At 67.6% G+C, this 25971-nt stretch carries 27 protein-coding genes; 17 read left to right on the plus strand and 10 right to left on the minus strand.

The features are described from left to right. The first annotated feature begins 134 nt into the window (after positions 1-134). The 3 genes from ACEI37_RS23980 to ACEI37_RS23990 all read left to right on the plus strand — a co-directional run bounded on the left by ACEI37_RS23980 (position 135) and on the right by ACEI37_RS23990 (position 1733). Positions 135-797, plus strand: a complete 663-nt coding sequence (locus ACEI37_RS23980) for a pseudouridine synthase (protein ID WP_373378447.1) — start codon at positions 135-137, stop codon at positions 795-797. Positions 798-904: 107 nt separating this feature from the next. Further along, the gene (locus ACEI37_RS23985; protein WP_115681047.1) at positions 905-1105 is read left to right on the plus strand and encodes a hypothetical protein; all 201 of its coding nucleotides are present in this window, start codon (positions 905-907) and stop codon (positions 1103-1105) included. A 175-nt stretch (positions 1106-1280) separates the two neighbouring features. Further along, the gene (locus ACEI37_RS23990; protein WP_373378448.1) at positions 1281-1733 is read left to right on the plus strand and encodes a DUF192 domain-containing protein; all 453 of its coding nucleotides are present in this window, start codon (positions 1281-1283) and stop codon (positions 1731-1733) included. 47 nt (positions 1734-1780) lie between these two features. Here the strand turns inward: ACEI37_RS23990 and ACEI37_RS23995 are convergent, their stop codons facing one another. Next, the gene (locus ACEI37_RS23995; RefSeq protein ID WP_012353763.1) at positions 1781-2266 is read right to left on the minus strand and encodes a YajQ family cyclic di-GMP-binding protein; all 486 of its coding nucleotides are present in this window, start codon (positions 2264-2266) and stop codon (positions 1781-1783) included. Positions 2267-2389: 123 nt separating this feature from the next. Between ACEI37_RS23995 and murB the strand changes: the two genes are divergently transcribed. Next, positions 2390-3409: a UDP-N-acetylmuramate dehydrogenase gene (gene murB / locus ACEI37_RS24000; protein WP_373378449.1), complete on the plus strand. Its 1020-nt coding sequence runs from the start codon at positions 2390-2392 to the stop codon at positions 3407-3409. Positions 3410-3445: 36 nt separating this feature from the next. Here the strand turns inward: murB and ACEI37_RS24005 are convergent, their stop codons facing one another. Beyond that, positions 3446-3757, minus strand: a complete 312-nt coding sequence (locus tag ACEI37_RS24005; protein WP_062801641.1) for a pyrimidine/purine nucleoside phosphorylase — start codon at positions 3755-3757, stop codon at positions 3446-3448. Between the two features lie 79 nt (positions 3758-3836). After that, the gene (argF, locus tag ACEI37_RS24010) at positions 3837-4760 is read right to left on the minus strand and encodes an ornithine carbamoyltransferase (protein ID WP_373378450.1); all 924 of its coding nucleotides are present in this window, start codon (positions 4758-4760) and stop codon (positions 3837-3839) included. 442 nt (positions 4761-5202) lie between these two features. Here argF and ACEI37_RS24015 point away from each other — a divergent pair, with 442 nt between their 5' ends. Then, positions 5203-5502 (plus strand): DUF3579 domain-containing protein, encoded by a 300-nt coding sequence (locus ACEI37_RS24015; RefSeq protein WP_012353767.1) that lies wholly within the window; start codon positions 5203-5205, stop codon positions 5500-5502. A gap of 111 nt (positions 5503-5613) precedes the next feature. On the opposite strand, the gene rpsT is transcribed toward ACEI37_RS24015, so the two are convergent. Continuing rightward, complete coding sequence (gene rpsT / locus ACEI37_RS24020) at positions 5614-5880, minus strand: 30S ribosomal protein S20 (RefSeq protein ID WP_006579059.1); 267 nt, start codon at positions 5878-5880, stop codon at positions 5614-5616. A gap of 320 nt (positions 5881-6200) precedes the next feature. Between rpsT and murJ the strand changes: the two genes are divergently transcribed. Next, positions 6201-7751 carry a murein biosynthesis integral membrane protein MurJ gene (murJ, locus tag ACEI37_RS24025; protein WP_373378451.1) on the plus strand — a complete coding sequence of 517 codons (1551 nt, stop codon included), beginning with the start codon at positions 6201-6203 and terminating at the stop codon, positions 7749-7751. Between the two features lie 91 nt (positions 7752-7842). After that, positions 7843-8691, plus strand: coding sequence for a SirB1 family protein (locus tag ACEI37_RS24030; protein ID WP_373378452.1), 849 nt, complete (start codon positions 7843-7845; stop codon positions 8689-8691). 20 nt (positions 8692-8711) lie between these two features. Here ACEI37_RS24030 and ACEI37_RS24035 read toward each other — a convergent pair whose 3' ends face one another. Then, positions 8712-9365, minus strand: coding sequence for a VTT domain-containing protein (locus ACEI37_RS24035; RefSeq protein ID WP_373378453.1), 654 nt, complete (start codon positions 9363-9365; stop codon positions 8712-8714). A gap of 165 nt (positions 9366-9530) precedes the next feature. Here ACEI37_RS24035 and mutL point away from each other — a divergent pair, with 165 nt between their 5' ends. From mutL to ACEI37_RS24055, 4 genes are all read left to right on the plus strand, one after another. After that, the gene (mutL, locus tag ACEI37_RS24040) at positions 9531-11510 is read left to right on the plus strand and encodes a DNA mismatch repair endonuclease MutL (protein WP_373378454.1); all 1980 of its coding nucleotides are present in this window, start codon (positions 9531-9533) and stop codon (positions 11508-11510) included. Positions 11511-11541: 31 nt separating this feature from the next. Then, complete coding sequence (gene miaA / locus ACEI37_RS24045; protein ID WP_373378455.1) at positions 11542-12510, plus strand: tRNA (adenosine(37)-N6)-dimethylallyltransferase MiaA; 969 nt, start codon at positions 11542-11544, stop codon at positions 12508-12510. 79 nt (positions 12511-12589) lie between these two features. Beyond that, positions 12590-13102 (plus strand): N-acetyltransferase family protein, encoded by a 513-nt coding sequence (locus ACEI37_RS24050; RefSeq protein WP_373378456.1) that lies wholly within the window; start codon positions 12590-12592, stop codon positions 13100-13102. 95 nt (positions 13103-13197) lie between these two features. Continuing rightward, complete coding sequence (locus ACEI37_RS24055; protein WP_373378457.1) at positions 13198-13941, plus strand: GntR family transcriptional regulator; 744 nt, start codon at positions 13198-13200, stop codon at positions 13939-13941. A 37-nt stretch (positions 13942-13978) separates the two neighbouring features. On the opposite strand, the gene ACEI37_RS24060 is transcribed toward ACEI37_RS24055, so the two are convergent. The 5 genes from ACEI37_RS24060 to purM all read right to left on the minus strand — a co-directional run bounded on the left by ACEI37_RS24060 (position 13979) and on the right by purM (position 20326). After that, positions 13979-14722 carry an aspartate/glutamate racemase family protein gene (locus ACEI37_RS24060; protein WP_115661260.1) on the minus strand — a complete coding sequence of 248 codons (744 nt, stop codon included), beginning with the start codon at positions 14720-14722 and terminating at the stop codon, positions 13979-13981. Positions 14723-14730: 8 nt separating this feature from the next. Beyond that, on the minus strand, positions 14731-16122 hold the full coding sequence (locus ACEI37_RS24065; RefSeq protein WP_373378458.1) for an amidase: 1392 nt from the start codon (positions 16120-16122) through the stop codon (positions 14731-14733). A 42-nt stretch (positions 16123-16164) separates the two neighbouring features. Further along, the gene (gene hydA, locus ACEI37_RS24070) at positions 16165-17601 is read right to left on the minus strand and encodes a dihydropyrimidinase (protein ID WP_373378459.1); all 1437 of its coding nucleotides are present in this window, start codon (positions 17599-17601) and stop codon (positions 16165-16167) included. Between the two features lie 38 nt (positions 17602-17639). Continuing rightward, positions 17640-18968, minus strand: coding sequence for an MFS transporter (locus ACEI37_RS24075; RefSeq protein ID WP_373378460.1), 1329 nt, complete (start codon positions 18966-18968; stop codon positions 17640-17642). Between the two features lie 305 nt (positions 18969-19273). Next, positions 19274-20326 carry a phosphoribosylformylglycinamidine cyclo-ligase gene (gene purM / locus ACEI37_RS24080; RefSeq protein ID WP_373378461.1) on the minus strand — a complete coding sequence of 351 codons (1053 nt, stop codon included), beginning with the start codon at positions 20324-20326 and terminating at the stop codon, positions 19274-19276. 191 nt (positions 20327-20517) lie between these two features. Between purM and ACEI37_RS24085 the strand changes: the two genes are divergently transcribed. From ACEI37_RS24085 to ACEI37_RS24110, 6 genes are all read left to right on the plus strand, one after another. Continuing rightward, entirely contained in the window at positions 20518-21588 is a 1071-nt protein-coding gene (locus ACEI37_RS24085) for an AI-2E family transporter (RefSeq protein ID WP_116296037.1), read from the plus strand. Between the two features lie 58 nt (positions 21589-21646). Beyond that, on the plus strand, positions 21647-22354 hold the full coding sequence (gene hda / locus ACEI37_RS24090; RefSeq protein WP_012353781.1) for a DnaA regulatory inactivator Hda: 708 nt from the start codon (positions 21647-21649) through the stop codon (positions 22352-22354). 73 nt (positions 22355-22427) lie between these two features. Continuing rightward, positions 22428-23102, plus strand: a complete 675-nt coding sequence (locus ACEI37_RS24095; protein WP_373378462.1) for an HAD family hydrolase — start codon at positions 22428-22430, stop codon at positions 23100-23102. Position 23103: 1 nt separating this feature from the next. Further along, positions 23104-24645 carry a polynucleotide adenylyltransferase PcnB gene (pcnB, locus tag ACEI37_RS24100; RefSeq protein WP_373378463.1) on the plus strand — a complete coding sequence of 514 codons (1542 nt, stop codon included), beginning with the start codon at positions 23104-23106 and terminating at the stop codon, positions 24643-24645. Beyond that, on the plus strand, positions 24646-25194 hold the full coding sequence (gene folK, locus ACEI37_RS24105) for a 2-amino-4-hydroxy-6-hydroxymethyldihydropteridine diphosphokinase (RefSeq protein WP_373378464.1): 549 nt from the start codon (positions 24646-24648) through the stop codon (positions 25192-25194). A gap of 56 nt (positions 25195-25250) precedes the next feature. Then, complete coding sequence (locus ACEI37_RS24110) at positions 25251-25892, plus strand: deoxynucleoside kinase (protein ID WP_116296039.1); 642 nt, start codon at positions 25251-25253, stop codon at positions 25890-25892. Positions 25893-25971 lie beyond the last annotated feature (79 nt).

Here is a 25971-nt window from a genome sequence, read left to right on the forward strand (position 1 = left end):
GCTTCAGTCTTATATAAGACACAAGACTAATTTTATATTATGCAGCAATTTTTCATCATCCGCCAATCGGGCCGGCCCCGATCCGGCCGACCTGACCGACCTGCACACGCGCCGCTGCGGCATACTTGCGCCCCATGACCCTGATTGCCCTGAACAAGCCGTTTGGCACCATGAGCCAGTTCTCGGAACACCCGACGCGGCCGACTTTGGCGTCGTGCGTGTCGGTGCCCGGCGTCTATCCGGCCGGCCGGCTCGATGCCGACAGTGAGGGCTTGCTGCTGCTGACTGACGATGGCGCACTGCAGGCGCGCATCGCCGACCCGCGCCACAAGCTCGAAAAGACCTATCTGGCGCAGGTCGAAGGCATTCCCGACGCGAACGCCCTCGCCCGCCTGCGCGCCGGGGTCGATCTTGGCGATTTCGTGACCCAATCAGCGACGGTACGCGCCATCGAAGCCCCCGACTGGCTGTGGCCGCGGCATCCGCCGGTGCGCTTTCGCGCCGCCATCCCGACCGCGTGGCTGGAGCTGAAGATCCGCGAAGGCAAGAACCGGCAGGTGCGGCGCATGACGGCGGCGGTGGGGTTTCCGACGCTGCGGCTGATCCGGGTGGCCATCGGTGCGCTTGACCTGCGCGCGCTCGGCCTCGCGCCCGGACAGAGCTGCGAGGTGCCGCTCGCCGAGTCGGGCCTTCCGCTGGCATCGCCTGCTGCACGCTCCCTCCCGGGCCAGCGCGCTCATGTCTCAAAGACCAGACAGGCGAACGACACCAAGCGGCGCTTGCGTTACAAAAAATAACAGATCGACCGTCAACGCTGCCAATAGCGGCCTCGTTCTTGTCGGGGACACGTCCAACCACGCGTCACCACTTTCCCGACTGCTTTTATCCTTCGAGGTAATACGCCATGAAAAAACTGATCGCTGCACTGGTTGTCGGCCTGTTCGCCACCGGCGCCTTCGCCCAGGCCGCTGCGCCTGCCGAGCCTGCCACGCCCGCGGCCGCGGCCACCAAGGAAGCCCCGAAGAAGACCGCCAAGAAGAAGGCCACCCACAAGAAGCACAGCAAGAAGAAGGAAACCGCTGCTGCCGCAGCCCCGGCCGCGTAACCACGGCTGGCGCCACTGCCGGGCCGTTGTGCCGGCATCAAAGAGAAAGGCAGGCCGCCACCAGGGCGCCTGCCTTTTTTGTTTGGTACCGGTTGCACCGCGCGCGGCGTGCCACGCGTGCAACCTGCGTTATGCTTGCGGCTGCCCGACGCCGAGCCTTCCCGGACTGACCATCATGCCCCTGTTGTCGAAGACCCTGACCTCACGCTGCTGCTTCGTGATCGCCACACTGGCGGCCGGCGTTGCCAACGCCCAAGGCGCGTTGCCGGTGGCGCCGCTGACCGCGGGCATGTATGCGATCCAGGCCGAAGTCGCCGCCACGCCCGCGGCACGCGAGCAAGGCCTGATGTACCGGAAATCGATGGCGCCGAATTCCGGCATGCTGTTCGTGTTCGAGCAGAAGGCGGGCCACTGCTTCTGGATGCGCAATACCGAGCTGCCGCTGTCGATTGCGTTCCTGGCCGACGACGGCACCATCGTCAATATCGAAGACATGGCGCCGCGTACCGAAAACAACCATTGCCCGAAGGCGGCCATCCGCTATGCGCTGGAAATGAACCAGGGATGGTTCGCGCAGAAGGGCATCAAGGCCGGCGCGAAGATCGGGGGATTGCCGCAGCCGCGCTAAGTGGCGGCCGCGCGCGGCGCCGGCACGGGAGCCGGCGCGGGTGCCACTCAGTCGCGGAAGTTGTTGAAATCCAGCGGGGCCTCGGACACATCCTTGCGCAGCATGGCGATCACGTTCTGCAGGTCGTCGCGCTTGGTGCCCGACACGCGCACCGTGTCGCCCTGGATGCTGGCCTGCACCTTGATCTTGCTGTCCTTGATCATGCGCACGATCTTCTTGGAAAGGTCGCCGGTCACGCCCTTTTTGATGGTGATCACCTGCTTGACCTTGTCGCCGCTGATCTTCTCGGTCTTGCCGTAATCCAGGAAGCGCACGTCGACATTGCGCTTGGCCATCTTGCTGATCAGCACGTCCTTGACCTGGTCCAGCTTGAAATCATCGTCGGCAAAGGCGGTCAGTTCGTTTTCCTTGTGCTCGACCCGGGCGTCGGAGCCCTTGAAATCGAAGCGCGTCGAGATTTCCTTGTTGGCCTGCTCGACGGCGTTCTTCACCTCGACCATATTCGCTTCGCACACTACGTCAAACGACGGCATTGCATTCTCCTTGTGATCCGTATGCCCGGAAGCCGGCCGCGCACGGCGCCTTCCGTATAATCCAGCCTACCTCGCAGTTCCGGGTCGCGCACACCAGCGGCGGCCGCGTCACCTTTCCCTTGCATGGCAGATTTCCACGAATTCTATCCCCTGCGTCGCCACAATACATTCGGATTCGATGCGCGCGCACGCTTTGCGGTGCACGTGCGCAGCGAGGCCGACGTGAGCGCGGCCCTGGCCGACCCGCGTGCCGCAGGCCTGCCTCTGGTGGTGCTGGGTGGCGGCAGCAATGTCGTGCTGACCGGCGACCTCGACGCGCTGGTGCTGCTGATGGAGATCCCCGGCTACCAGGTCGAAGCCACCAGCGCAAGCGGCGATGCCTGGCTGGTCACCGTGGGCGCGGGCGAAAACTGGAACGCGCTGGTCAACCGCACCATCGCCGACGGCATGCCGGGGCTGGAAAACCTGGCGCTGATCCCGGGCACCGCCGGCGCGGCGCCGATCCAGAACATCGGCGCCTACGGAGTGGAACTGCGCGAGCGTTTTGCCGGCGTGCGTGCCTATGACCGGCACACCGGCACTTTCGTCTGGCTTGACCTGCAAGCGTGCGAGTTCGGCTATCGCGACAGCCTGTTCAAGCGTGCCGGCGCCGGGCGCTACATCATTACCGCGGTCACGCTGCGCCTGCCGAAGGGATGGCAACCCGTGCTGTCGTACGGCGAACTGGCGCGCGAACTGGACGGCCGGGCCGCGCCGGACGCGGCCACCATCCGCGACGCCGTGGTCACGATCCGCTCACGCAAGCTGCCCGACCCCGCGCAGCTGGGCAATGCCGGCAGCTTCTTCAAGAATCCGCTGGTCAGCGCCAGGCAACGCGATGCCTTGCTGCAGGCGCATCCGGACCTGGTCAGCTATGCGCAGCCCGACGGCTCGTACAAGCTGGCGGCCGGCTGGCTGATCGACCGCTGCGGCTTCAAGGGCTTGAGCGACGGCCCCGTGGGCGTCTATGGCAAGCAGGCCCTGGTGCTGGTGCACCACGGCGGCGGCACCGGCGCGATGCTGCTGGCGCTGGCCAACCGCATCGCCGATACCGTCCAGGCACGCTACGGCGTGCGCATCGAGCCCGAGCCCGTGGTGCTGTAAAGCTGGCGGGCCAGCCACGCTGGCCCGCCGCGACTGTCACGCGAAGTGGCAGACGTAGTCCAGCGTCTCCTGCACCTCGATGTCGAAGCTGCTGTTGCCCGGCACACTGAACTGCTGGCCAGCACCGTAGGTCTGCCAGTCTTCCGAGCCGGCCAGGCGCACGCGGCAGCTGCCGGCGTTGATTTCCATGATTTCGGGCGCGCCGGTGTTGAAGGTCAGCGATGCCGGGAAAATCACGCCCAGCGTCTTGCGGGTGCCGTCCGGGAACAGCACGGTGTGGCTCACGCACTTGCCGTCGAAATACAGGTTGGCTTTCTTGACGACCGATACGTTGTCGAACTGGCTCACTTCCATCTCCTTGGGTGTCTTGCGAAAGACGTAAAAAGAGGGGCCGCAACGGCCCCTCTCCTGTTCACCCCGGGCGCGCTCAGTAGCGGCCGCAGAGCAGGTATTCCATCAGCGCCTTCTGCACGTGCAGGCGGTTTTCCGCCTCGTCCCAGACCACGCTCTTGGGGCCATCGATCACGGCGGCCTCGACTTCCTCGCCGCGGTGCGCCGGCAGGCAATGCATGAAGAGCGCGTCGGGCTCGGCGCGGTCCATCATCGCGGTGGTGACCATCCAGTCCTTGAAGGCGCGCTTGCGGGCGTCGTTCTCGGCCTCGAAGCCCATGCTGGTCCACACGTCGGTGGTGACCAGGCTGGCGCCCTGGCAGGCCGCGAGGGGGTTGTCGAAGACCTTGACCAGCCCGGACGCGGAAGCCGGCACCATGGCAGGGTCCAGCTGATAGCCAGGGGGCGCCGAGAAGTGGAAGGTGAAGCCGAGGCGCTCGGCGGCCTGGATCCAGGTGTACGCCATGTTATTGGCGTCGCCGATCCACGCCACGGTCTTGCCGCGGATGCTGCCGCGCTGCTCGATATAGGTGAAGACGTCGGCCAGCACCTGGCACGGGTGGTATTCGTTGGTGAGGCCGTTGATCACCGGCACGCGCGAATGCGCGGCGAAGCGATCGATGATGTCCTGGCCGAAGGTGCGGATCATGATGATGTCGACCATGCGCGAGATCACCTGCGCCGCATCCTCGATCGGCTCGCCGCGGCCCAGCTGCGAGTCGCGCGTGTTCAGGAACACCGCGTGGCCGCCCAGCTGGTGGATGCCGGCTTCGAACGACAGGCGCGTACGCGTGGAATTCTTTTCGAAGATCATGGCCAGCGTGCGGTCGTGCAGCGGGTGCCAGGTCTCGTAGTTCTTGAACTTGGCCTTCAGGATCCGCGCGCGGTCCAGCAGGTACTCGTACTCGTCGGGAGTGAAGTCGCTGAACTGGAGGTAATGCTTGATCGGGGTTGAGCTCATAAAACAAAGAAGGCGGCTCGGTGGGGACACGCCGTCACGAACTGTTCTTGCAAACCGTTCATGATCGAAGCGCGTCGCGGAGCCGCCTTTCGCGTCGCATACGCAATTTATCTGCAAGGATCATAAGGGATTATTTCTGCTTTGGCGAGCCCGCATCAACCCGGCCGCGGCCTGCCGCACGGTTGCGCTGACAGCTTCCTGACAGGATTTCGCCCTTATGCGCAACTCTTATATAAGATATAATACTGGCTGATTCACGCGGGGCCCGGCATACCCATGCCAGTGCCCGCCGCCGGCATCAAAAGTGCCCCTGCAGGACACCGACGCCCCGCCTTCCGGCTGGAACCAGCGCGAACCAATCGCGTCCCGGCCGCGTCAAACGGGCGCCCCGTCCAGCGGGCTTACCGTCGAGTCATCCGCCTCACCCGCAGTGTCCAGCCTCATGAACCCCAACGTTCGCGAATACTTTATCCAAGGCATTACCAAGGAAGGCAAGACCTTCCGCCCGAGCGACTGGGCTGAACGACTGTGCGGCGTGATGGCGCAGTTTCGCCCCGAAGGCGACAGCGGCGACCCGCGCCTGACCTACTCGCCGTATGTGCGGCCGATCTTTGCCGGCAACGTCAAATGCGTGGTGGTGGACGTGCGCCTGCGCGACATCGAGCCCAAGGCGCTGGACTTCGTGCTGAACTTCGCCCGCGACAACAACCTGCAGCTGGTCGAAGCCTGCTCGCTCGAATAAGCCTGGCGACGCCGGAAAGCAAAAAAGCTCGTCGGATGACGAGCTTTTTTTATGGGGCGGCATGCCGTGGCATCCGCCCCTGCTGGGCCGCTGGAGCGGCCCGGGCAGCTATCAGGCAGCCATGGCCTTGATGGCGGCCGACAGGCGCGACTTGTGACGTGCAGCCTTGTTCTTGTGCACGATCTTCTTGTCGGCGATGCTGTCGATCACGGCTTGCGAGTTCTTGAAGATCTCGGCGGCAGCGGCCTTGTCGCCAGCGTCGATGGCTTTGCGGACGGCCTTGACGGCGGTGCGCAGACGCGAACGCAGGCTGGAGTTGTGAGCGTTCTGGGCAACGGCCTGGCGGGCGCGCTTGCGGGCTTGTGCGGAATTTGCCATGTAAAAAATATCCTGAATTCAGATGCGTGCCGCGGGGGACACAACAATTAAGTCATATCGAGCGACCCGGGATGCACTGACACACGAATCCGGAACGCAACTGTCCTTGTGAATCGGCAATTATACACAGATGCCTGAGCATGTGACAAGACCGCGGGGACTTTGCCGGCGCAGGCCGGGCACCGGGGCGCGATCCGTATAATAAGCGCCACATTGTGCCGGGCCACGTGGCGCGCCGGCAACTTTACTGCCCGGACCGCGTCTCAAGGAGCTCGCGGTGCCGACGGCACCGGCCCACCGTTCCCGCACCCGTCCGCATCTTGAACCTGCTCAAAGCGCTCGCCACCATCAGCAGCCTGACGATGCTCTCGCGCATCACCGGCCTGGTGCGCGAGATCCTGATCGCCCGCGCCTTCGGCGCGTCGGACATGACCGACGCGTTCAACGTGGCCTTCCGCATCCCCAACCTGCTGCGCCGCATCTTCGGCGAGGGCGCGTTTTCGCAGGCCTTCGTGCCGATCCTGGGCGAATACCACACCAGGCGCGGCGATGCCCCGACCAAGGCCCTGATCGACGCAGTCGCCACCGTGATGACATGGGTGCTGATGGCCGTGTCGCTGCTGGGCGTGATCGGCGCGCCGCTGGTGATGACGGTGGTCGCCACGGGCTTTCGCGGGCAGGCCGATACCTATACCGCGGCCGTGTTCATGACGCGGGTGATGTTCCCGTACATCGGGCTGATCTCGCTGGTGGCGCTGGCATCGGGCATCCTCAACACCTGGCGCAAGTTCGCGGTGCCGGCCTTTACGCCGGTGCTGCTCAACCTGTGCCTGATCGTGGCGGCGCTGTTCGTCGGCCCCCACATGGAGCAGCCGATCTACGCGCAGGCCTGGGGCGTGCTGATCGGCGGCGTGCTGCAGCTGGCGATCCAGGTACCGGCGCTGCGGCGCCTGGGGGTGATGCCGCGCATCCGCTTCAACCTGCGCGCGGCGTGGTCGGACCCGGGCGTGCGCCGCATCCTGCGCCAGATGGGGCCGGCGCTGCTGGCGGTGTCGGTGGCGCAGGTCAGCCAGATCATCAATACCAATATTGCTTCGCGGCTGGCGGCGGGCAGCGTCTCGTACCTGACCTATGCCGACCGGCTGATGGAATTCCCCACCGCGCTGCTGGGCGTCGCGCTGGGGACGATCCTGCTGCCAAGCCTGTCCAGGGCCAACGCCTCGGGCGACCATGCCGAATATTCGAGCCTGCTCGACTGGGGCCTGCGCCTGACCTTCTTGCTGGCCGTGCCGTGCGCGGTCGGGCTGTTCGTGTTCGGCGCGCCGCTGACCGCCGTACTGTTCAACTATGGCAAGTTCGACGCCCATGCGGTCGAGATGACGCGCCAGGCGCTGGTCTCGTACGGCGTGGGCCTGATGGGGCTGATTTCGATCAAGATCCTCGCGCCGGGCTTCTACGCTCGGCAGGATATCCGCACGCCGGTCAAGATCGCGCTGCTGGTGCTGGTGATCACGCAGGCCTGCAACGTGGCGTTCGTGCCCTGGATCGGCCATGCCGGGCTGGCGCTGTCGATCAGCGCCGGCGCCACGCTCAACGCGCTGCTGCTGTTCTTCGGCCTGCGCCGGCGCGGCCTGTACCGCCCGGCGCCGGGATGGTGGCTGTTCCTGGCGCAGCTGACCGCTTCGGTGCTGCTGCTGTCCGGCATGCTGCTCTGGTTCGCGCGCAACTTCGACTGGATCGGCCTGGGCGCGACGCCGCTGCTGCGCATCGCGCTGCTGGCGTCGTGCCTGGTACTTGCAGCGGTGGTCTACTTCGGTACACTGTGGCTCATGGGACTGCGCTACTCTGCCTTCAGGCGCCGGGCCGGCTGATGGGTCAGCGGCAACTGCCATTGCCGGCTGACCGCCGGGCATTGGTGACCCACGCTGCGCGCGGTGCCGGCGGCTGCACCGGGAAACCGACATGACATCCACCAAAGTCCTGGATTATTTCGCCAGCCTCGTGGCCGACGAAAACGGCATCCCGCTGACCGAAACCGCGTTGTCCATCGCGCAGGACGCCTATCCCGACCTGGACCTGCAGGGCGAGCTGGCGGCGCTGGACGTGCTGGCGCTGCGGCTGAAGCGGCGGATTGCCGAAGGCACCCCGGCGATCCAGCGGCTGCGGCTGCTGAACCATTTCTTCTATCGCGATCTCGGCTTCGGCGCCAACGCGAACGACTACTACGACCCCGACAACTCCTACCTGAACGTGGTGCTGCGCCAGCGCCGCGGCATCCCGATCTCGCTCGCGGTGCTGCATATGGAACTGGGTCAGCAGATCGGCCTGCCGCTCAAGGGCGTGTCGTTCCCCAACCATTTCCTGCTGCGGATGACGATCCCCGCCGGCGAAGTGATACTGAACCCGCTCACCGGCGAGACCCTGTCGAAGGAACAGTTGCAGGAAATGCTGGACCCGTACCTGGAGCGCGAGGGCATCAGCGATGCCAGCCAGGTGCCGCTGGGCCTGTTCCTGCGCGCGGCCAGCCACCGCGAGATCATCGCGCGCATGCTGCGCAACCTGAAGGCGATCTATCTGCAGGAGTCGCGCTGGCAGCGGCTGCTGGCGGTGCAGAACCGGCTGGTGATCCTGCTGCCGGGTTCGATCGAGGAAGTGCGCGACCGGGGCCTGGCCTATGCCAACCTGGAGTGCTTCCGCCCCGCGCTGGCCGACCTGGAAGCCTATGTCCAGGCCCGCCCCGATGCCGCCGACATCGGCCAGATCCGCGAGCGCATGCCCGCGCTGCGGATGATGAGCCGCAGCCTCAGCTGAGGCGGCTCAATTCAGGTGGCTCAGCGCTCGACGCGCGTGGGCCGGCGGCGGTTGCCGCGCACCAGCTTCCACAGCCCGCCCAGCACCAGCGGCACCACCGCCGCGCCGATGCCGGCCAGCACGATCAGGTTCAGGTACTGGCGGATGAACGGCAGGTTGCCGAAAAAGTAGCCGGCAAACACCAGGCCGACCACCCATGCCACGGCACCGACGACGTTGAACATCTGGAAGCGCGCGAAAGTCATCTGCGACACCCCGGCGACGAACGGCGCGAAGGTGCGCACGATCGGCACGAAGCGGGCCATCACCAGGGTCTTGCCGCCATGCCGCTCATAGAAGTCATGGGTGCGGCGCAAGGCATCCTGGTCCAGGAAGCGCCACTGGTGATCGAACACCTTGGGCCCGATCCAGTTGCCCACCATGTAGTTGACGGTATTGCCGGAGATGGCCGCCACCAGCAGCAGGCCGATCAGTACCCATTCGTTCATGGCGCCGGTCGCGCAGAAGGCGCCGGCGATAAACAGCAGCGAGTCGCCCGGCAGGAACGGCAGCACCACCAGCCCGGTTTCGGCAAACACGATCAGAAACAGGATGGCATAGACCCAGTGGCCGTACTGGTCGATGACCGTGCCGAGGTATTTGTCGACATGCACCAGCATGTCGATGAGCTGCAAAGCGAGATCCAAGTCGTTCCCCGTGTGGTGGTTTGACGGTTTATTTCCATGCAGCGCCGGTGTCCGATCCACGCCGCCATGGCCTGAATCATACAAGAGCGGCCGCGCCTTTCCCCCTCCTCGGCAACCCGTCTGCGTGGGGGAACGTCCACGTATAATCGCGGGATGCCCGCCTCCCCTTCCAGCACTGCCTTGCGCACCACCCAGCAGCCGCGCCCGATCCGGCCGCTGCCGGACCAGCTCATCAGCCAGATCGCCGCCGGCGAAGTGGTCGAACGGCCGGCGTCCGTGGTCAAGGAACTGCTGGAAAACGCGCTCGACGCCGGCGCCACGCAGCTCGGCATCCGCCTGGAGGAAGGCGGCGTGCGGCGCATCGTCATCACCGACAACGGCTGCGGCATTCCCGCCGCCGAGCTGCCGGTGGCGCTGATGCGGCACGCCACCAGCAAGATCGCCTCGCTCGACGAACTCGAAGCGGTGCTGACGCTCGGCTTCCGCGGCGAGGCGCTGGCCTCGATCGCGTCGGTGTCGCAGATGTCGCTGACCAGCCGCACCGCGGCCGATGCCCACGCCACCCAGGTCAGCGCCGATTCCGGTGCGGTCCAGCCCGCGTCCGGCGGCGTCGGCACCACGGTCGACGTGCAGCACCTCTACTTCAACACGCCGGCGCGCAGAAAGTTCCTCAAGACCGAACAGACCGAGCTGGGGCACTGCCTGGAGATGGTCCGGCGCGTGGCGCTGGCACGGCCGGACGTGACCATCTCGGTCCACCACAACGGCAAGCCGCTGGAGCACTGGAATGCCGGCGACGTCGCCACGCGCACGGCGCAGGTGCTGGGCAACGATTTCGCCCGCGCCCGGCTGGCGCTGGACGAGCACGCCGACACCCTGAGCCTGTACGGCTTTGCCGGGCTGCCCACCGCCTCGCGCGGGCGGCCGGACCAGCAGTACTTCTTTGTCAACGGCCGCTTCGTGCGCGACAAGCTGCTCAACCATGCGGTGCGCAGCGCCTACCAGGACGTGCTGCACGGCGACCGCTTCCCGTCGTACGTGCTGTGCCTGGACCTGCCGCCGGAGATGGTCGACGTCAACGTGCACCCGTCCAAGATCGAAGTGCGCTTCCGCGAATCGCGTGCCGTGCACCAGTTTGTCTACCACGCGGTGCAGCGCTGCCTGGCACGCCAGGCCGGTGCCAACGGCGACAGCCTGCATACCGATGCCGACGGCGAGATCACGCTGCCAGTCGGCACCACGCCAGCGGCAGTGGCGCGCCCTGGCGCCGGCGGCGCGGGCCAATGGATCAACTATTCGGCGGCACGGCAGACCGAGCTTGGCATCGCCCAGCCGCGCCAGGCCTACCTTGGCATGGTCCGCGAAGCCTCCGCGCCGGCGGCACGCCCCTACGGCGCGCCCGCAACGCCCTCCGGCGGATGGGCTGGCGCGTCGGCGCAACCGCCGGCATGGCTGGCCGACGCCCAGGCAGCGCGCGCCGGCGATCCGCCCGGCCTGCTGGACCGGCCGGCGACGGCGCCGGCACCTGACGAGACGGGCGCCGCCAACGAACACCCGCTCGGCTATGCCATCGCCCAGCTGCACGGCATCTACGTGCTGGCGCAGAACGCGCGCGGGCTGGTGCTGGTCGACATGCACGCCGCGCACGAGCGCATCCTCTACGAGCAGATCAAGGACGCACTGGACGCGCGCGAGCTGGCGGTGCAGCCGCTGCTGATCCCGGTGACGCTGCCGGCCAGCCCGGTCGAGATCGGCGTGGCCGAAGAACACCAGGAGACGCTGACGCTGCTGGGCTTCGATATCGCCCCGGTGTCGCCGACCACGCTGGCGGTGCGCGCGGTGCCGGCGCTGCTGCAGCAGGCCGATGCCGAGGCGCTGGCGCGCGACGTGCTGCGCGACCTTCACGCCTACGGCGGCTCGCGCGTGCTGGCCGAGCGCCGCAACGAACTGCTCGCCACGCTGGCCTGCCACAGCGCGGTGCGCGCCAACCGCAAGCTCACGGTCGAGGAAATGAACGCGCTGCTGCGCCAGATGGAGCAGACCGAGCGCGCCGACCAGTGCAACCACGGCCGGCCCACCTGGGTGCAGCTGACCGTGACCGAGCTCGACCGGCTGTTCCTGCGCGGGCAATAAGCGCGCTCGCATCTTCGATCCAAGGTTTTCGATGTCCGCCGTCCCCAACGATTCCGCCGCGCATCCGCCCGTGGTCTGCCTGCTCGGCCCCACCGCGTCGGGCAAGACCGCCGCCGCGCTGGCCCTGGCGGCCGACGCGCCGGTCGAGATCATCAGCCTGGATTCGGCGCTGGTGTACCGCCAGATGGATATCGGCACCGCCAAGCCCACGCGCGACGAACTGGCCGTGGCGCCGCACCACCTGATCGACATCATCGACCCGGCCGACAGCTACTCGGCCGCGCAGTTTGTCGCCGATGCCGAACGGCTGGTCCCGCAGATCCGCGCGCGTGGCCATGTGCCGCTGATCGTCGGCGGCACCATGCTGTATTACAAGGCGCTGACGCAGGGGCTCAACGACCTGCCGCAAGCCGACGCCGCGCTGCGCGCCGAGCTCGACCAGCTTGCCGCCGAACGCGGCTGGCCGGCGCTGCATGCGATGCTGGCCGAGGTCGACCCGGTCACCGCGGCGCGGCTCGCCCCCAATGACGCGCAACGCATCCAGCGCGCGCTGGAAATCCAGCGTCTGTCCGGCCAGCCGATGTCGGCGCTGCTGGCGCGCCAGGCCGAGGGCCGCACCTTTGCCGGCGCGGCCGACCAGCGCTACCGCGTGATCGCGCTGGAGCCGTCGGACCGGCTGGCGTTGCATGCCCGCATCGCCCAACGCTATGACGCCATGCTGGCGCACGGCTTTATCGAAGAGGTCGAGCGGCTGCGCGCGCGCGGCGACCTGCATGCGGGGCTGCCGTCGATCCGCTGCGTCGGCTACCGCCAGGTGTGGGAATACCTGGACGGCGAAGCCGACTTTGCCACCATGCGCGAGCGCGGCATCGCGGCCACGCGCCAGCTGTGCAAGCGCCAGCTGACCTGGCTGCGCAGCACGCCCGAGCGGCTGGTGGTGGACTGCCTGGCGCCCGATTATGTCGACCAGGTGCGCAGGCTGGCGGACTTCGGACACTGATCCGGCGACATGCCGGCTGGCATGGCGAGTGACGGACAGGCGATAATTGCCGATCCATGACCTCGCAAGGCCGACCCGCATGTCCAAGCCCACCTTTACGCTGCGCCCCGCCACCGCCGCCGACAGCGAAACCCTGTTCAACCTGATCCTGGCGCTGGCCGAATACGAAAAGCTGAGCCATCTGGTCGAAGCCACGCCGCAGAAGATCGAAGCGGCGCTGTTCGGCGCCACGCCGCATGCCGAGGCCGTACTGGTGGAAGTCGACACCGATGTCGATGGCGATGCAGGCCGCAAGGCGGTCGGCTTTGCGCTCTTCTTCCACAACTTTTCGACCTTCCTGGCCAAGCCGGGCCTCTACCTGGAAGACCTTTACGTCGATCCGGCCTGGCGCGGGCACGGCCTGGGCAAGGGCCTGCTCAAGCATCTGGCCGCGCTCGCGGTCGAGCGCGGCTGCGGCCGCTTCGAATGGTCGGTGCTGGACTGGAACCAGCCGTCGATCGACTTCTACCGGGCCATGGGCGCCGACGTGCTGCCCGACTGGCGCATCTGCCGCGTGACCGGCCCCGCACTGGACCGGCTCGGCGAGAAATAGGGCGGCAACCGGTCCACAATCGGTGTTATACACTTGATGTCGAACCGCCATACAATGGCGGCACCAACTGTCTTTTTTCCGGACCGCCGACCGCCATGCCACGCACCAAAGCCGAACCGCCCGCCAGGCCCGCCGACGGACTCCCCGAGACCGACGCGGACGCCGCGCGCGGCGCATCGGTCGAGGAAATCGCCGACCGCATCCTGACCGCGATCTGGGAGCACCGCCTGCCGCCGGGCACCAAGCTGGTCGAGGAAAAGCTGGGCGGCGTGTTCGGCGTCAGCCGCACCAAGGTGCGGCTGGCCTTCGCCAAGCTGGCGCACGAGGGCGTGCTGACCGTGCATCCCAACCGCGGCACCTTCGTCTCCAGCCCGAGCGTGGCCGAAGCGCGCCAGGTGCTGCATTCGCGCCACCTGCTGGAGCCTGCGCTGGTGCGCGACCTGGCCGGTGCGATCAGTGCGAAAGGCGTGCGCGCGCTGCGCGAGACCACGCGCCAGGAAGCGCAGGCGCGCGACAGCAACGACCGCCGCGCCATCATCCGGCTGTCGGGCGAGTTCCACTGCAAGCTGGCGGAAATGACGGGCAACCAGTACCTGGGCAAGTACATGCGCGAGCTGTGCTCGCTGACCTGCCTGATCATCGCGCTGTATGACGCGCCGGGCGTGCCGTCGTGCCCGCATCACGAGCACGACGATATCGTCGACGCGCTGGAGGCCGGCGACGGCGAACGCGCCGCGCGGCTGATGGCCGAGCACCTCGGCCACGTCGAAAGCACGCTGCGCCTGGAGTTGCCCGCCGAAGAAAAGGTCGACCTGGAAGCGGTGTTCGCCGCGGTCTGAACCGCGGCGTTACCTTGAAAGCAAGCCGCGGCGCGGCTTAGCGGTGCTCTATGCGCGCCGCCAGCGCCGCCGGCAAACCCAGCGTGGGCTTGGCGTCCGGGCGGCGGAACGTGCCCGCGGTGGCCTTGCGCGGCTGCAGCGCGACCAGTGCCTCGGCCTGCTTGACGGCGGCGGCCATCTGGTCGACCACCGGCACCGCAATGCGGTCGCGCACGCGCGCTGCCAGGCCGGCCAGCGGCGCGCCGGCCAGGATCACCACATCGGCCTCGTCTTCCACCACCGCCCGGTTGGCCAGTTCCACCAGCACGGCCTCCTTCTCTTCCTGCACGTCCGAGACCGAGGCAAAGCTGCCGTCGAGCATGCGGATGCCGGCCAGCCGGCCGCGCAGGCCGTGCATGTCGACGCATTCCTCGTACCACGGCCCCAGCGCCCGCGCGAAGGTGACGATAGCAAAGCGCCGCCCCAGCATGCACGCCGACAGCATCGCGGCCTCGGCCATGCCCACCACCGGCAGGTCGAACAGCTCGCGCGCGCCCATGAGGCCGGGATCGCCGAAGGCAGCGATGACCGCCGCGTCGAACTGGCCGTGATGCTCGGCCAGCATTTCCAGCGCGATGGCGCCACCGATCTGCGCCTCGGCGCGGGTGGCGATATACGGCACGCCGCGGCTGGCGGTCAGCGGCACCAGCTCGGTGCCGGGCGCGGCGGCTTCGGTGGCCGCGGCCATCAGGCGCGCGGTGATGCCTTCGCTGGTGTTGGGATTCAGAACTAGGATTCGCATGTCAGGGATCAGGCAGGGTTGACTAGGGACGCCAGCAGGCTTTCGGCCAGTCGGGCGGCGGCCAGCACGCTGCGGTCGGCACCGCGCGGGCCGGCGATCTGCAGGCCCACCGGCAGGCCGTCGCGGCCGCTGCCGCAAGGCACCGAGATCGCCGGCGCCAGTGCATGGTTGAAGAAGGGAGTGAACACGGCGTGGGCGCGCGGCTCGACCGCGACGCCGCCGATGCGCTCCGGCCCGAGGCGGTCGTTGCGCCAGGCCACGCACGGCGTGGTCGGGCACAGCAGCAGGTCATAACGGGTAAAGAAGCCGGCCACGGCCAGCGCGATCTGGCGGCTGGCCTCGCGCGCGCGCGCCACCTCGGCGCCGGTCCATGCCAGGCCGCGTTCGATCTGGCGCGCGACGTCGGCATCGAACACCTCCGGGTCGCGCCGCCACGCATCGCCATAGAGATTGGCCAGGCCGACATACTGCAGCGGCATCAGCGCGGCCTCGTCGGCGCCCTGCGGCCACGCCGGGTCGGCGCGTTCGATGCTGAGCCCCGCGGCCTGGAGGCGGGCCACGGCCTGGTCGAAGGCCTGCGCGACATCGTCGTCGACCGGCGTGTCCAGCCCCAGGCGCGGGCTGACCGCGATCTTCAGCGTATGCAGCGGTCGCGCGGCGGTCAGCGAGAAGCCCAGCGTGTCGGGATCGCGCGGATCGGAGCCGGCCAGCGCCTCGAACATCAGCTCGGCATCGGCGACGGTGCGGGTGATCGGCGCTATCACCTGGATGCCGTTGAAGGCATGGGCGAAGCCGACCGAGTCGGGAATCGCGCCGTACGAAGGCTTGAAGCCAACCACGCCCGCATGTGCGGGCGGGCGCCGGCTGGAGCCGCCACCGTCGGTGCCCAACGCCAGCGGCGCCATGCCGGCCGCCACCGCCACCGCGCAGCCGCCCGACGAGCCGCCCGCGGTCAGCGTGGCATCGAGCGGATGGCGCGTCAGGCCGTAGACCTTGTTGGTGGTCAGGCCCTTGCAGGCGAACTCCGAGGTGTTGCCCATGCCGAGCACGATCGCGCCGGCGCGGCGCAGCCGCTCGACCGCGATCGCGTCAGCGGGGGCGATGAAGTCCCGGTACAGCTGAGAGCCCTGCGTCACGCGCCGGCCCTGGCTCCAGATCACGTCCTTGACGATCACCGGCACGCCCGCCAGCAGCGGGCGCTCGCCCTGCGCCAGGCGCGCGCGCAGTTGCGTCAGGTCGGCATCGACGAGGTCCTGCCGTTGTTCGAAGACGGCGTTGAGCTGGTCGTTGCGCGCCGCGATGCGGGCCTGGAAGGCCGCGGCCACCTCGGCGGGGTCGAGGCGCCCGGCGGCGACGCGAGCCGCGATGGTGGTGGCATCCAGGCGGTTGGTCAGTTCCATGTCTACAGTGTCGGTCAAAGTATCGATCGCGCAAGGCAGCGCTTACAGGCTGCCGCCCGAGGTGCGATAGCGCGGCCGGGCCATTTCGGGCAGGCCGCACGGCAGGAACTCGCCGTGGCCGGCCTCGGCCATGACTTCGCCCTCGTGCGCCACCACCTTGCCGCGCACCAGCGTGGTCACCGGCCAGCCGGTCACGCGCAGGCCCTCGTACGGGGTGTAGTCGACGGCATGGTGCAAATCAGTGTTGCGGATCGTCACTTCGCGCTGCGGATCCCAGATCGCCAGGTCGGCATCGGCGCCGATGGCGATGGTGCCCTTGCGCGGATGCAGGCCGTATAGCTTGGCCGGGTTGGTCGAGGTCAGCGCGACGAACTGGTTGACCGAGATGCGGCCGCCCCCCACGCCTGCCGAGAACAGCAGCGGCAGCCGCGTCTCGAGTCCGGGGATGCCGTTGGGGATGTACTGGAACGGGACTTCCTGGCCGCCGGGCTTCTTGCCCTGCGCGTCTTCGTAGCGGAACGGTGCATGGTCGGACGAGAAGATGGTGAAGAGGCCGTCGGCCAGGCCGTCCCAGATTACCTGCTGGTTGCTGCGGTCGCGCGGCGGCGGGCTGCACACGCACTTGGCGCCATGGTAGCCGGGCTGGTCGAGGTCTTCGGCGGTCAGGAACAGGTACTGCGGGCAGGTCTCGGCAAAGATCTTCATGCCGCGGTTGCGGGCCCAGCGGATCTGCTCGACCGCTTCCTTGCCCGAGACATGGACGATCAGGATCGGCACGTCGACCAGCTCGGAGAAGGTGATGGCGCGGTGCGTGGCCTCGCGCTCGATCGCCATCGGCCGCGCCAGCGCGTGGAACTTCGGCGCGGTATTGCCGGCCGCCTCCAGCTTGTCGGTCAGCCACGCGATGCAGTCCGAGTTCTCGGCGTGCACCATCACCAGCGCGCCTTCCTGGCGCGCCACCGACAGCACCTCGAGAATCTCGCGGTCGTTGAGCTTGAGGTCGTCGTAGGTCATGTAGACCTTGAACGACGAATAGCCTTCGCGGATGAGGCCCGGCAATTCGTCGTTCAGCACCGCCTCGGTCGGGTCGGCCACGATCAGGTGGAAGGCGTAGTCGACCACCGACTTTCCGCCGGCGCGGCGATGGTAGTCGGCCACCGCGGCACGCAGCGAATGGCCCTTCTCCTGCGCGGCGAACGGGATCACGGTGGTGGTGCCGCCGCACGCCGCCGATACCGAGCCGGTGCGGAAGTCGTCGGCCATGCGCAGGCCGTCCGGCATCGGCTGGTCCAGGTGGCAGTGCGCATCGACGCCGCCCGGCAGCACCAGCTTGCCGCTGGCGTCGATGACCTGCGCGGCCTCGCCCAGGTCATGGCCAAGCTGCACGATGCGGCCGCCAGCGATGCCGATATCGCATTGCATGGTGTCGCTGGCGGTCACCACGGTGCCATTGCGGATGATGAGGTCGAACTGTTTCACGGTACGGATTTGTTGTGAGGACAAGGAGAGCGGCCGCTTCAGCGGTCAGCGTCGGACAGGTGCATGCGCGCGGTTTCACGCGCCGCGTACGCCGCCACCGCGATCAGCGCACACACCGCCGCCAGGTAGAGCGCCACCGGCATGGTGTTGCCGAAGCGGTCGAGCAGGCCCACCGCGATCAGCGGGGCCAGCGCACCGCCGAACACGCCGGCGAACTGGAAGCCCAGCGAGGCGCCGGTCACGCGCACCCGGGTCGCGAACAGCTCGGGCAGGAACGACGCCAGCGGCGAGAACATGAACGACACCAGCACCATGCCGACGAACGAGGCCAGCATGATCAGCGCCGGACTGCCGGTCTTGACCATGGCGAAGAACACGAACGCCCACACCGCGCCGCCGATGCCGCCGATCATCAGCACCGGGCGCCGGCCGATGCGGTCCGCCAGCAGGCCGGCGATCGGGATGAACAGGATCTGCGCCACCGCACCCAGCAGCACGGCATTGAGCGCGATGCTCTTGGGCAGGCCGAGCTTGGTCGGCACGAAATACAGCAGGAACAGCGTGAACACATAGAAGGCGATGTCGCCGCCCAGCCGCGCGCCGAACGCGATCAGCAACTGCTTCTTGTAGTTGCGCAGCACTTCCATGATGGGGGCGCGCGCTTCGGCATGCGATTCCTCCAGCTTCTCGAACATGCCGGATTCGCGCACGTTGGAACGGATATACAGCCCGACACCCACCAGCAGCGCCGACATCAGGAACGGCACGCGCCAGCCCCAGCTGAGGAAGGCTTCTTCGGAAAGCTGCCACGTCACCAGCGCGAAGATGCCGTTGGCCAGCAGCAGGCCGATCGGCGCCGCCAGCTGCACCAGGCTGCCGAGGATGCCGCGCCGTTTCCCTTCGGGATCGAGCTCGTTGACCATGATCGCCGCCCCGCCCCACTCGCCGCCCAGCGCCAGGCCCTGCACCACGCGCAGCAGCACCAGCAGCAGCGGCGCCAGCGCGCCGGCCGCGGCATAGGTCGGCAGCAGGCCGATGCCGAAGGTGGCCAGGCCCATCATCAGCAGCGTGATGATCAGGATCGACTTGCGGCCCATCTTGTCGCCGAAGTGGCCGAAGATCGCCGCGCCCAGCGGCCGCGCCACGAACGCCACGCCGTAGCTGGCAAAGGACAGCAGGGTCGCGGTCAGCGGATCGCTCTGCGGGAAGAACAGCTTGGGAAAGACCAGCGCGGCGGCCGATCCGTAGATGAAGTGGTCGTAGAACTCGAGCGTGGTGCCGGCCAGGCTGGCCCCGGCAACGCGCGCGACTGACTGTTTCTTGGCCGACGCGCCGTTGTCCGCGGCGTCGATGCTGACTGCTTGCATGGGTGGATCCTCCAATGGTCCCTGGCCGGTCCGGTGCGCACCGTTTGCTGGCTTTGCGCCGGGTTGTCTCCGACGAGGCATGCATGTGCCCCGCCTTTGCTCAGTACATTAGGCCAAAAACCGCCATACAATCAAGCGAAATATTGTTTGTAGGTGCATATGCATGCTGGGTTTTGGTGCAATGCATCAAACCCGCGTCATTCCCGCGCAGGCGGGAATGACGGAGAAGAAGATTTGCCATCCCTCAGGGCGAAAAAAAAAGCGCATGCCGCGGGCATGCGCTTTTTTTGGAGGAACTGCCTGGTTTAGATCACGATGGTCTGGGCCTCGCCCTCGGCGCGCTCGCGGATCTCACCGATCTGCCACACGGCTTCGCCGGCGGCCTGCAGGTGGCGGATGGCACGGTCGGCGTCTTCCTTGGCGACGATCACGACCATGCCGATGCCGCAGTTGAAGACACGGTGCATCTCGTCGTCGGCGACGCGGCCCTGCGCCTGCAGCCACTGGAACAGCGGCGGCAGCGTCCAGGCATCGCGATGCAGCACCGCGGTGACGTCCTGCGCCAGCACGCGCGGCACGTTCTCGGTCAGACCGCCGCCGGTGATGTGGGCCATGCCCTTGACCGGAAGCGTCTCGATCAGCGACAGCAGCGGCTTCACGTAGATCCGGGTCGGCGCCATGATCGCGTCCTGCAGGCGCTGGCCATGGAAGTCGGCGTTCAGGTCCGGCTTGGCCACCTCGATGATCTTGCGCACCAGCGAGTAGCCGTTGGAATGCGCGCCCGACGAGGCCAGGCCCAGCACCACGTCGCCCGGGGTAATGGTGCTGCCGTCGATGATCTTCTTCTTTTCGACCGCGCCGACGGCGAAGCCGGCCAGGTCGTATTCGCCGTCCGGGTACATGCTCGGCATTTCGGCGGTTTCGCCGCCGATCAGCGCGCAGCCTGCCAGTTCGCAGCCGCGGGCGATGCCCTGGATCACGGTGGCGGCGGTGTCGACGTCGAGCTTGCCGCAGGCGAAGTAGTCCAGGAAGAACAGCGGCTCGGCGCCCTGCACCAGGATGTCGTTGACGCTCATGGCGACCAGGTCCTGGCCGACTGTGTCATGGCGGTTCAGCTGGAACGCCAGCTTGAGCTTGGTGCCCACCCCATCGGTGCCCGACACCAGCACCGGCTCCTGGAATTTCTTCGACAGCTCGAACAGCGCACCGAACCCGCCGATGCCCGCCATCACGCCCTCGCGCATGGTGCGCTTGGCGAACGGCTTGATGCGGTCGACCAGCGCGTCGCCGGCATCGATGTCAACACCGGCGTCGCGGTAGGAAAGGCCTGCCTGGCCGGCGGTCGGAGATGCGCTCATGGGAACCTGCTTGTCCTGGAGGAAATAAAGTGAGGAATTCGGCGCTCGGGCCACCGTCGCTTCCGTCGCGTGGCATCGGAAGGCGGGCGCGAGTCCAGTAGAATCGCAATTTTAACGGATAGAGGCCCCCCGCTTCCAGTTTCCGGCGAGATCGCGCCGCAAACCGCGCTGCCGCCCTCCTGCAACCCTTGATGAATGCCCCGCTGTTGAACCAAGAGGCCAAGCGCATCCTGCTGTGGATCGTCGTGGCCGTGGCGCTGTTCGCCGCCATCATCGCGCTGGCCCCGGTGCTGACCCCGTTCCTGTTCGCATTCATCTTCGCCTATATCCTCAACCCCGGCGTCGACTGGCTGCAGCGCCGCCGCGTGCCGCGGGCGATCGGCGTGACGCTGATGATCCTGCTGCTGACGGTGGTCTGCGTGATGCTGGTGCTGCTGCTGATCGCGGTGCTCCAGCGCGAGATCCCGCAGGTGCGCGAGCAGCTGCCGATCCTGCTGAAGAAGCTCAATTCGGTGGTGTCGCCGCGGCTGGCCGAGTTCGGCGTGCGTGTGCGCTTCGACTTCCCCGGCCTGCGCAACATGATGTCGGACCGCTTCGCCGCCAGCCCCGAAGACCTGCTGGTGGTGCTGCTGAACTACGTCAAGATGTCGGGTTCGGCGCTGATCGCGGTGGCGGGCATCGTCTTCATCGTGCCCATCGTCATGTTCTACCTGATGATGGACTGGCACATGGTGATGCGCCGCATCGAGGGCGTGGTGCCGCGCCGCTGGGTGCCCAAGGTGCGCGAGCTCACCAACGAGACCGACGCGCTGCTGTCGCAGTACCTGCGCGGCCAGATCCTGGTGATGGTGATCCTGGCGGCAATCTATTCGATCGGGCTGACCATTGCCGGCTTCGATATCGGCGTGCCGGTCGGGGTCTTCACCGGGCTGGCGGTGTTTATCCCGTATATTGGCTTCGGCGTCGGCCTGGTGATGGCGATCCTGGCCGCGCTGCTGCAGTTCGGCAACTGGTACGGGCTGGCCGCGGTGGCGGTGGTCTACGGCTTCGGCCAGTTCATCGAGAGCTTCTACCTGACCCCGAGGCTGGTGGGCGAACGCATCGGCCTGCACCCGCTGGTGGTGATCTTCGCGCTGCTCGCCTTCGGCCAGCTGTTCGGCTTCTTCGGCGTGCTGCTGGCGCTGCCGACCTGCGCCGTGCTGCTGGTGGGGGCGCGCCAACTGCGGCGGGTTTACCTGGCCAGCGATCTCTATCGAAAATAACGGCTGCTGCCCTGTCCGCTATCCGCTCCACGAATCTAGCCGAAGTTAGCCATACGTCATGTCCCCGCGTCCCAAGCAACTGTCGCTCGAGCTGGGCAGCCCGCCGCCTTCGACCTTCGAGAATTTCGTGGTGGCGTCCAACCGCGAGGCGGTGCAGCGGCTGCGCGAGCTGCCACCCGCGCTGGCGCAGGAGCATGCCAGCGACCGCCTGATCTACCTGTGGGGCGAGGTCGGCTGCGGCCGCACCCATCTGCTGCACGCGGTGTGCGAGGCCGGGCCGCAACATGGCATCCGCTGCCGCTACCTGAGCCCGCACCACCCGCTGTCCGATTTCCTGTTCGATCCGTGGTGCCAGCTATATACCGTCGATGATGTCGAGCTGCTCGACGAAGCGCGCCAGATCGCGGTGTTCTCGCTCTACAACGAGGTGCGCGCGCACGGGCGAACCGCGCTGGTGGTCGCCGGCGGCCTGGCGCCGCGCGCGATGCCGGTGCGCGAAGACCTGCGCACGCGCCTGGGCTGGGGCCTGGTGTACCAGGTCGCGCCCTTGTCCGACGACGACAAGAAGGCCGCCGTGCTGCATGCGGCACGCGAGCGCGGCCTGCAGCTGTCGCCCGAGATCACGCACTGGCTGGTGACGCGGCATTACCGTGACATGCCCAGCCTGATGGCGCTGCTGGACGCGCTCGACACCTATTCGCTCGAGCGCAAGCGGCCGGTCACGCTGCCGCTGCTGCGCGAGATGTTCGCCGAATTCCGGGATTAGGCGACGGCCCCAGCCCCTCTCCGGCACCGATGCTCCCCTACCCCCATCCTGCCTTCAGGTAAAATCGCCGCCCATGAATCTGGCACTCTTTGACCTCGACCACACCCTGATCCCGACCGACAGCGACCATGAATGGGGCCGCTTCCTGGTCCGCCTGGGCGTCGTCGACGAGGTAATCTACCGGCAGAAGAACGATGAGTTCTACGGCCACTACAAGGCCGGCACGCTCGATATCCAGGCGTTCCTGCGCTTTGCGCTGGCGCCGCTGGCGGCCAACCCGCGCGACCGGCTCGATGCCATGCGGGTGCGCTTCATGCACGAGGTGATCGACCCGGTGATCACGCCGCAGGCGCGCGCGCTGGTCTACAAGCACCTCGAGGCCGGCGACCTGTGCGCCGTGGTCACCGCCACCAACAGCTTCGTCACCGCGCCGATCGCCGCGGCCTTCGGCATCAAGCATTTGATCGCGACCGAGCCGGCCACTGTCGACGGCAAGCCCGAAAGCCAGTTCACCGGCGAGGTCGACGGCGTGCCCAGCTTCCGCGAAGGCAAGATCACCCGCGTCGAATCCTGGCTCAAGGCCCAGGGCGCGGGCTGGGACAACTTCGAGACCACCACCTTCTACAGCGACTCGGCCAACGACCTGCCCCTGCTGGAAAAGGTCTCCGAGCCGATCGCCACCAACCCGGACGATCGCCTGCGCCACCACGCCGCCGCGGCCGGCTGGCGCATCATGGATCTGTTCTGACGTGATCAAGAAGCTCATTACCCGGTTGCTGGGCAAACCCGGCCCCAAGCAGCGCCGTACCGGCCGCGCCCATATGCCGCGCATCGTCAACGTCGACGAGCACCAGATCGACCCCACGCTGCTGTCGCGCAATGCCGTCAAGGTCACCTCGACGCTGCAGCAGGCCGGCTACCAGGCCTATATCGTCGGCGGCGCCGTGCGCGACCTGCTGCTCGGCATCAAGCCCAAGGACTTCGACGTCGCCACCAACGCCACGCCCGAGCAGGTGCAGTCGCTGTTCCGGCGCTCGCGCATCATCGGCCGGCGCTTCCAGATCGTGCACGTGACCTTCTACGGCGGGCGCGAGCAGGAGATCATCGAGGTCTCGACCTTCCGCGCGCTGGTCGACGCCATCGCCAGCGAGACCCTGCCCGAAGGCCGGCGCCTGAAGCGCGCCGAGCTCGACAGCAAGACCCATGCGATCGATGCCTCGGGCCGCGTGCTGCGCGACAACGTGTGGGGCTCGCAGGCCGAAGACGCGGAACGCCGCGACTTCACCATCAACGCGATGTACTACGACCCGGCCGCGCAGACCGTGCATGACTACCATCACGGCATGGAAGACATCCGCGCGCGCCTGCTGCGCATGATCGGCGACCCGGCCACGCGCTATCGCGAAGACCCGGTGCGGATGCTGCGCGTGGTGCGCTTCGCCGCCAAGACCGGCTTCGACATCGACGAAGCCACGCGCCTGCCGATCGCCGGCCTGGCCGAGCTGATCCACAACGTGCCGAGCGCGCGCCTGTTCGACGAGATGCTCAAGCTGCTGATGTCCGGCCATGCCTGGGCCTCGCTGCAGGAACTGCGCAAGGCGGGCCTGCACAAGGGCCTGCTGCCGCTGCTGGACGTGGCGCTGGAGCAGCCCATGGGCCAGCGCTTCGTGCAGCTGGCGCTGGACAACACCGACCGCCGCGTGCAGGCCGGCAAGCCGGTGTCGCCCGGCTTCCTGTTCGCCGCGCTGCTGTGGCACCACGTGCTGCAGCGCTGGAACAAGCTGCGCGACGAGGGCGAGCACGCCATCGCCGCGCTCAACACGGCCATGGACATGGTGCTGGAAAAGCAGACCGGCCAGCTCGCGATCCAGCGCCGCTTCGTCACCGACATGCGCGATATCTGGGGCATGCAGCCGCGCTTCGAGAAGCGCGTGGGCCGCATGCCGTTCCGGCTGCTGGAATCGCCGCGCTTCCGCGCTGGCTACGATTTCCTGGTGCTGCGCTGCCAGTCCGGCGAGCTGCCCGAAGAGCTGGGCGCCTGGTGGAACGACTTCCAGAACGCCGAGCCGCATGAGCGCGAAGACCTGATCGACGCCGTGCGCGGCGCGCGCGGCCAGGGTGGCGGCCACGGTGGCGGCCAGAGCGGGGCCCAGGGTGCGGAAGGCGAAGGCCCGGCGCGCAAGAAGCGCCGCCGGCGCGGTCCGCGGAAATCGGATAAAGTTTCTTCCCGGAGCGACTCGGACGCGGGCGAGGCAGCACATGCCGGCCCCGGCCAGCCGGAGGAAACGTAAATGACTCTCGCCTTCATCGGCATCGGCGCAAATCTTGGCGATGCCCGCCAGGCCATCAAGGACGCCATCGTGTGCCTGGCCCAGCAGGTCGGCATCACGGTGCTGGCGCGTTCCTCGCTCTATCGCACCGCGCCGGTCGATGCCGGCGGCGACGACTACTACAACGCGGTGGTCAAGGTGCAGACCTCGTTCACCGCGTCGCAGCTGCTGCGCATCTGCCACCACATCGAAGACCAGTTCGGCCGCGAGCGCCCGTTCCGCAACGCGCCGCGCACTCTCGACCTGGACCTGCTGCTGTTCGGCGACGAACAGCACGACCACGAGCACCTGACCGTGCCGCACCCCCGCCTGACCGAGCGCGCCTTCACGCTGGTGCCGCTGCTGGAGCTGGACGCCGCGCTGGCGATCCCGGGCCGCGGCCGCGCGGCCGACTACCTGGCCGGCGTGGGCGCGCAGCGCATCGAAAAAGTCTCCACCTGCAAGTGCCTGCGCATGCAGGCCGCGGCCGGCGAACCTGGCAATGGCGGCAATGGCGGCACGCCCGGCTGAACCCGCCCGGCGGCGCCCGCGGCGCTGCCATCCCCCTCACTGACGCCCGGAGCGCCATGCTCGATCACCTGCGCCGCATTGTCGTCGAAGGCCCCGTCGGATCGGGCAAGACCTCGCTGGCCCAGCGCCTGGCGCGCACGCTGCAGGCGCAGGAACTGCCCGACAACGCCCGCCGCAGCCCGTTCCTCGAGCCGTTCTACCGCGACCCCGCGCGCCATGCGCTGGCGCTGCAGCTGTGGTGCCTGACCCAGCGCGCGGTGCAGCTGCAGCAATGGCAGGCGGGCGTTGCCGCCGGCCAGCGCATGGTCAGCAACTTCCTGATCGCCAAAGACCGCCTGCATGCCGCGCTGACGCTGTCCGAGGATGAACTGGCGCTGTACGACGCCATCGCCGCGCGGCTGGCGCTGCCGCCGCAGCGCGCCGACCTGGTGATCGTGCTGCAGGCGACGCCGTCGCTGCTGCGCGAGCGCATCGTGCGCCGCGGCGAGCCTGGCGAGGCCGGCATCGACGAACACTACCTGCAGCGCCTGGCCGGCGCCTATGGCGAACTGTTCCACCGCTACGACGACGCCCCGGTGCTGGTGGTCGACACCGCCCACTTCAATCCGGTGGACAATGACGACGATTTCCGTACACTACTGTCGCGCATCGAAAACATGCGCGGCCGCAAGGCCTTTCTCAATCTCGCCGCGCCCTGACAGGCCCCCTCGCCTGCCAGACACAACACAATAACGACGGCTGTCGTTGCCGTGCGGGCAGCCCTCCCGGCACCGGCAA

The organism is Cupriavidus nantongensis, from assembly GCF_041726985.1.
Taxonomy (GTDB): domain Bacteria; phylum Pseudomonadota; class Gammaproteobacteria; order Burkholderiales; family Burkholderiaceae; genus Cupriavidus; species Cupriavidus nantongensis_A.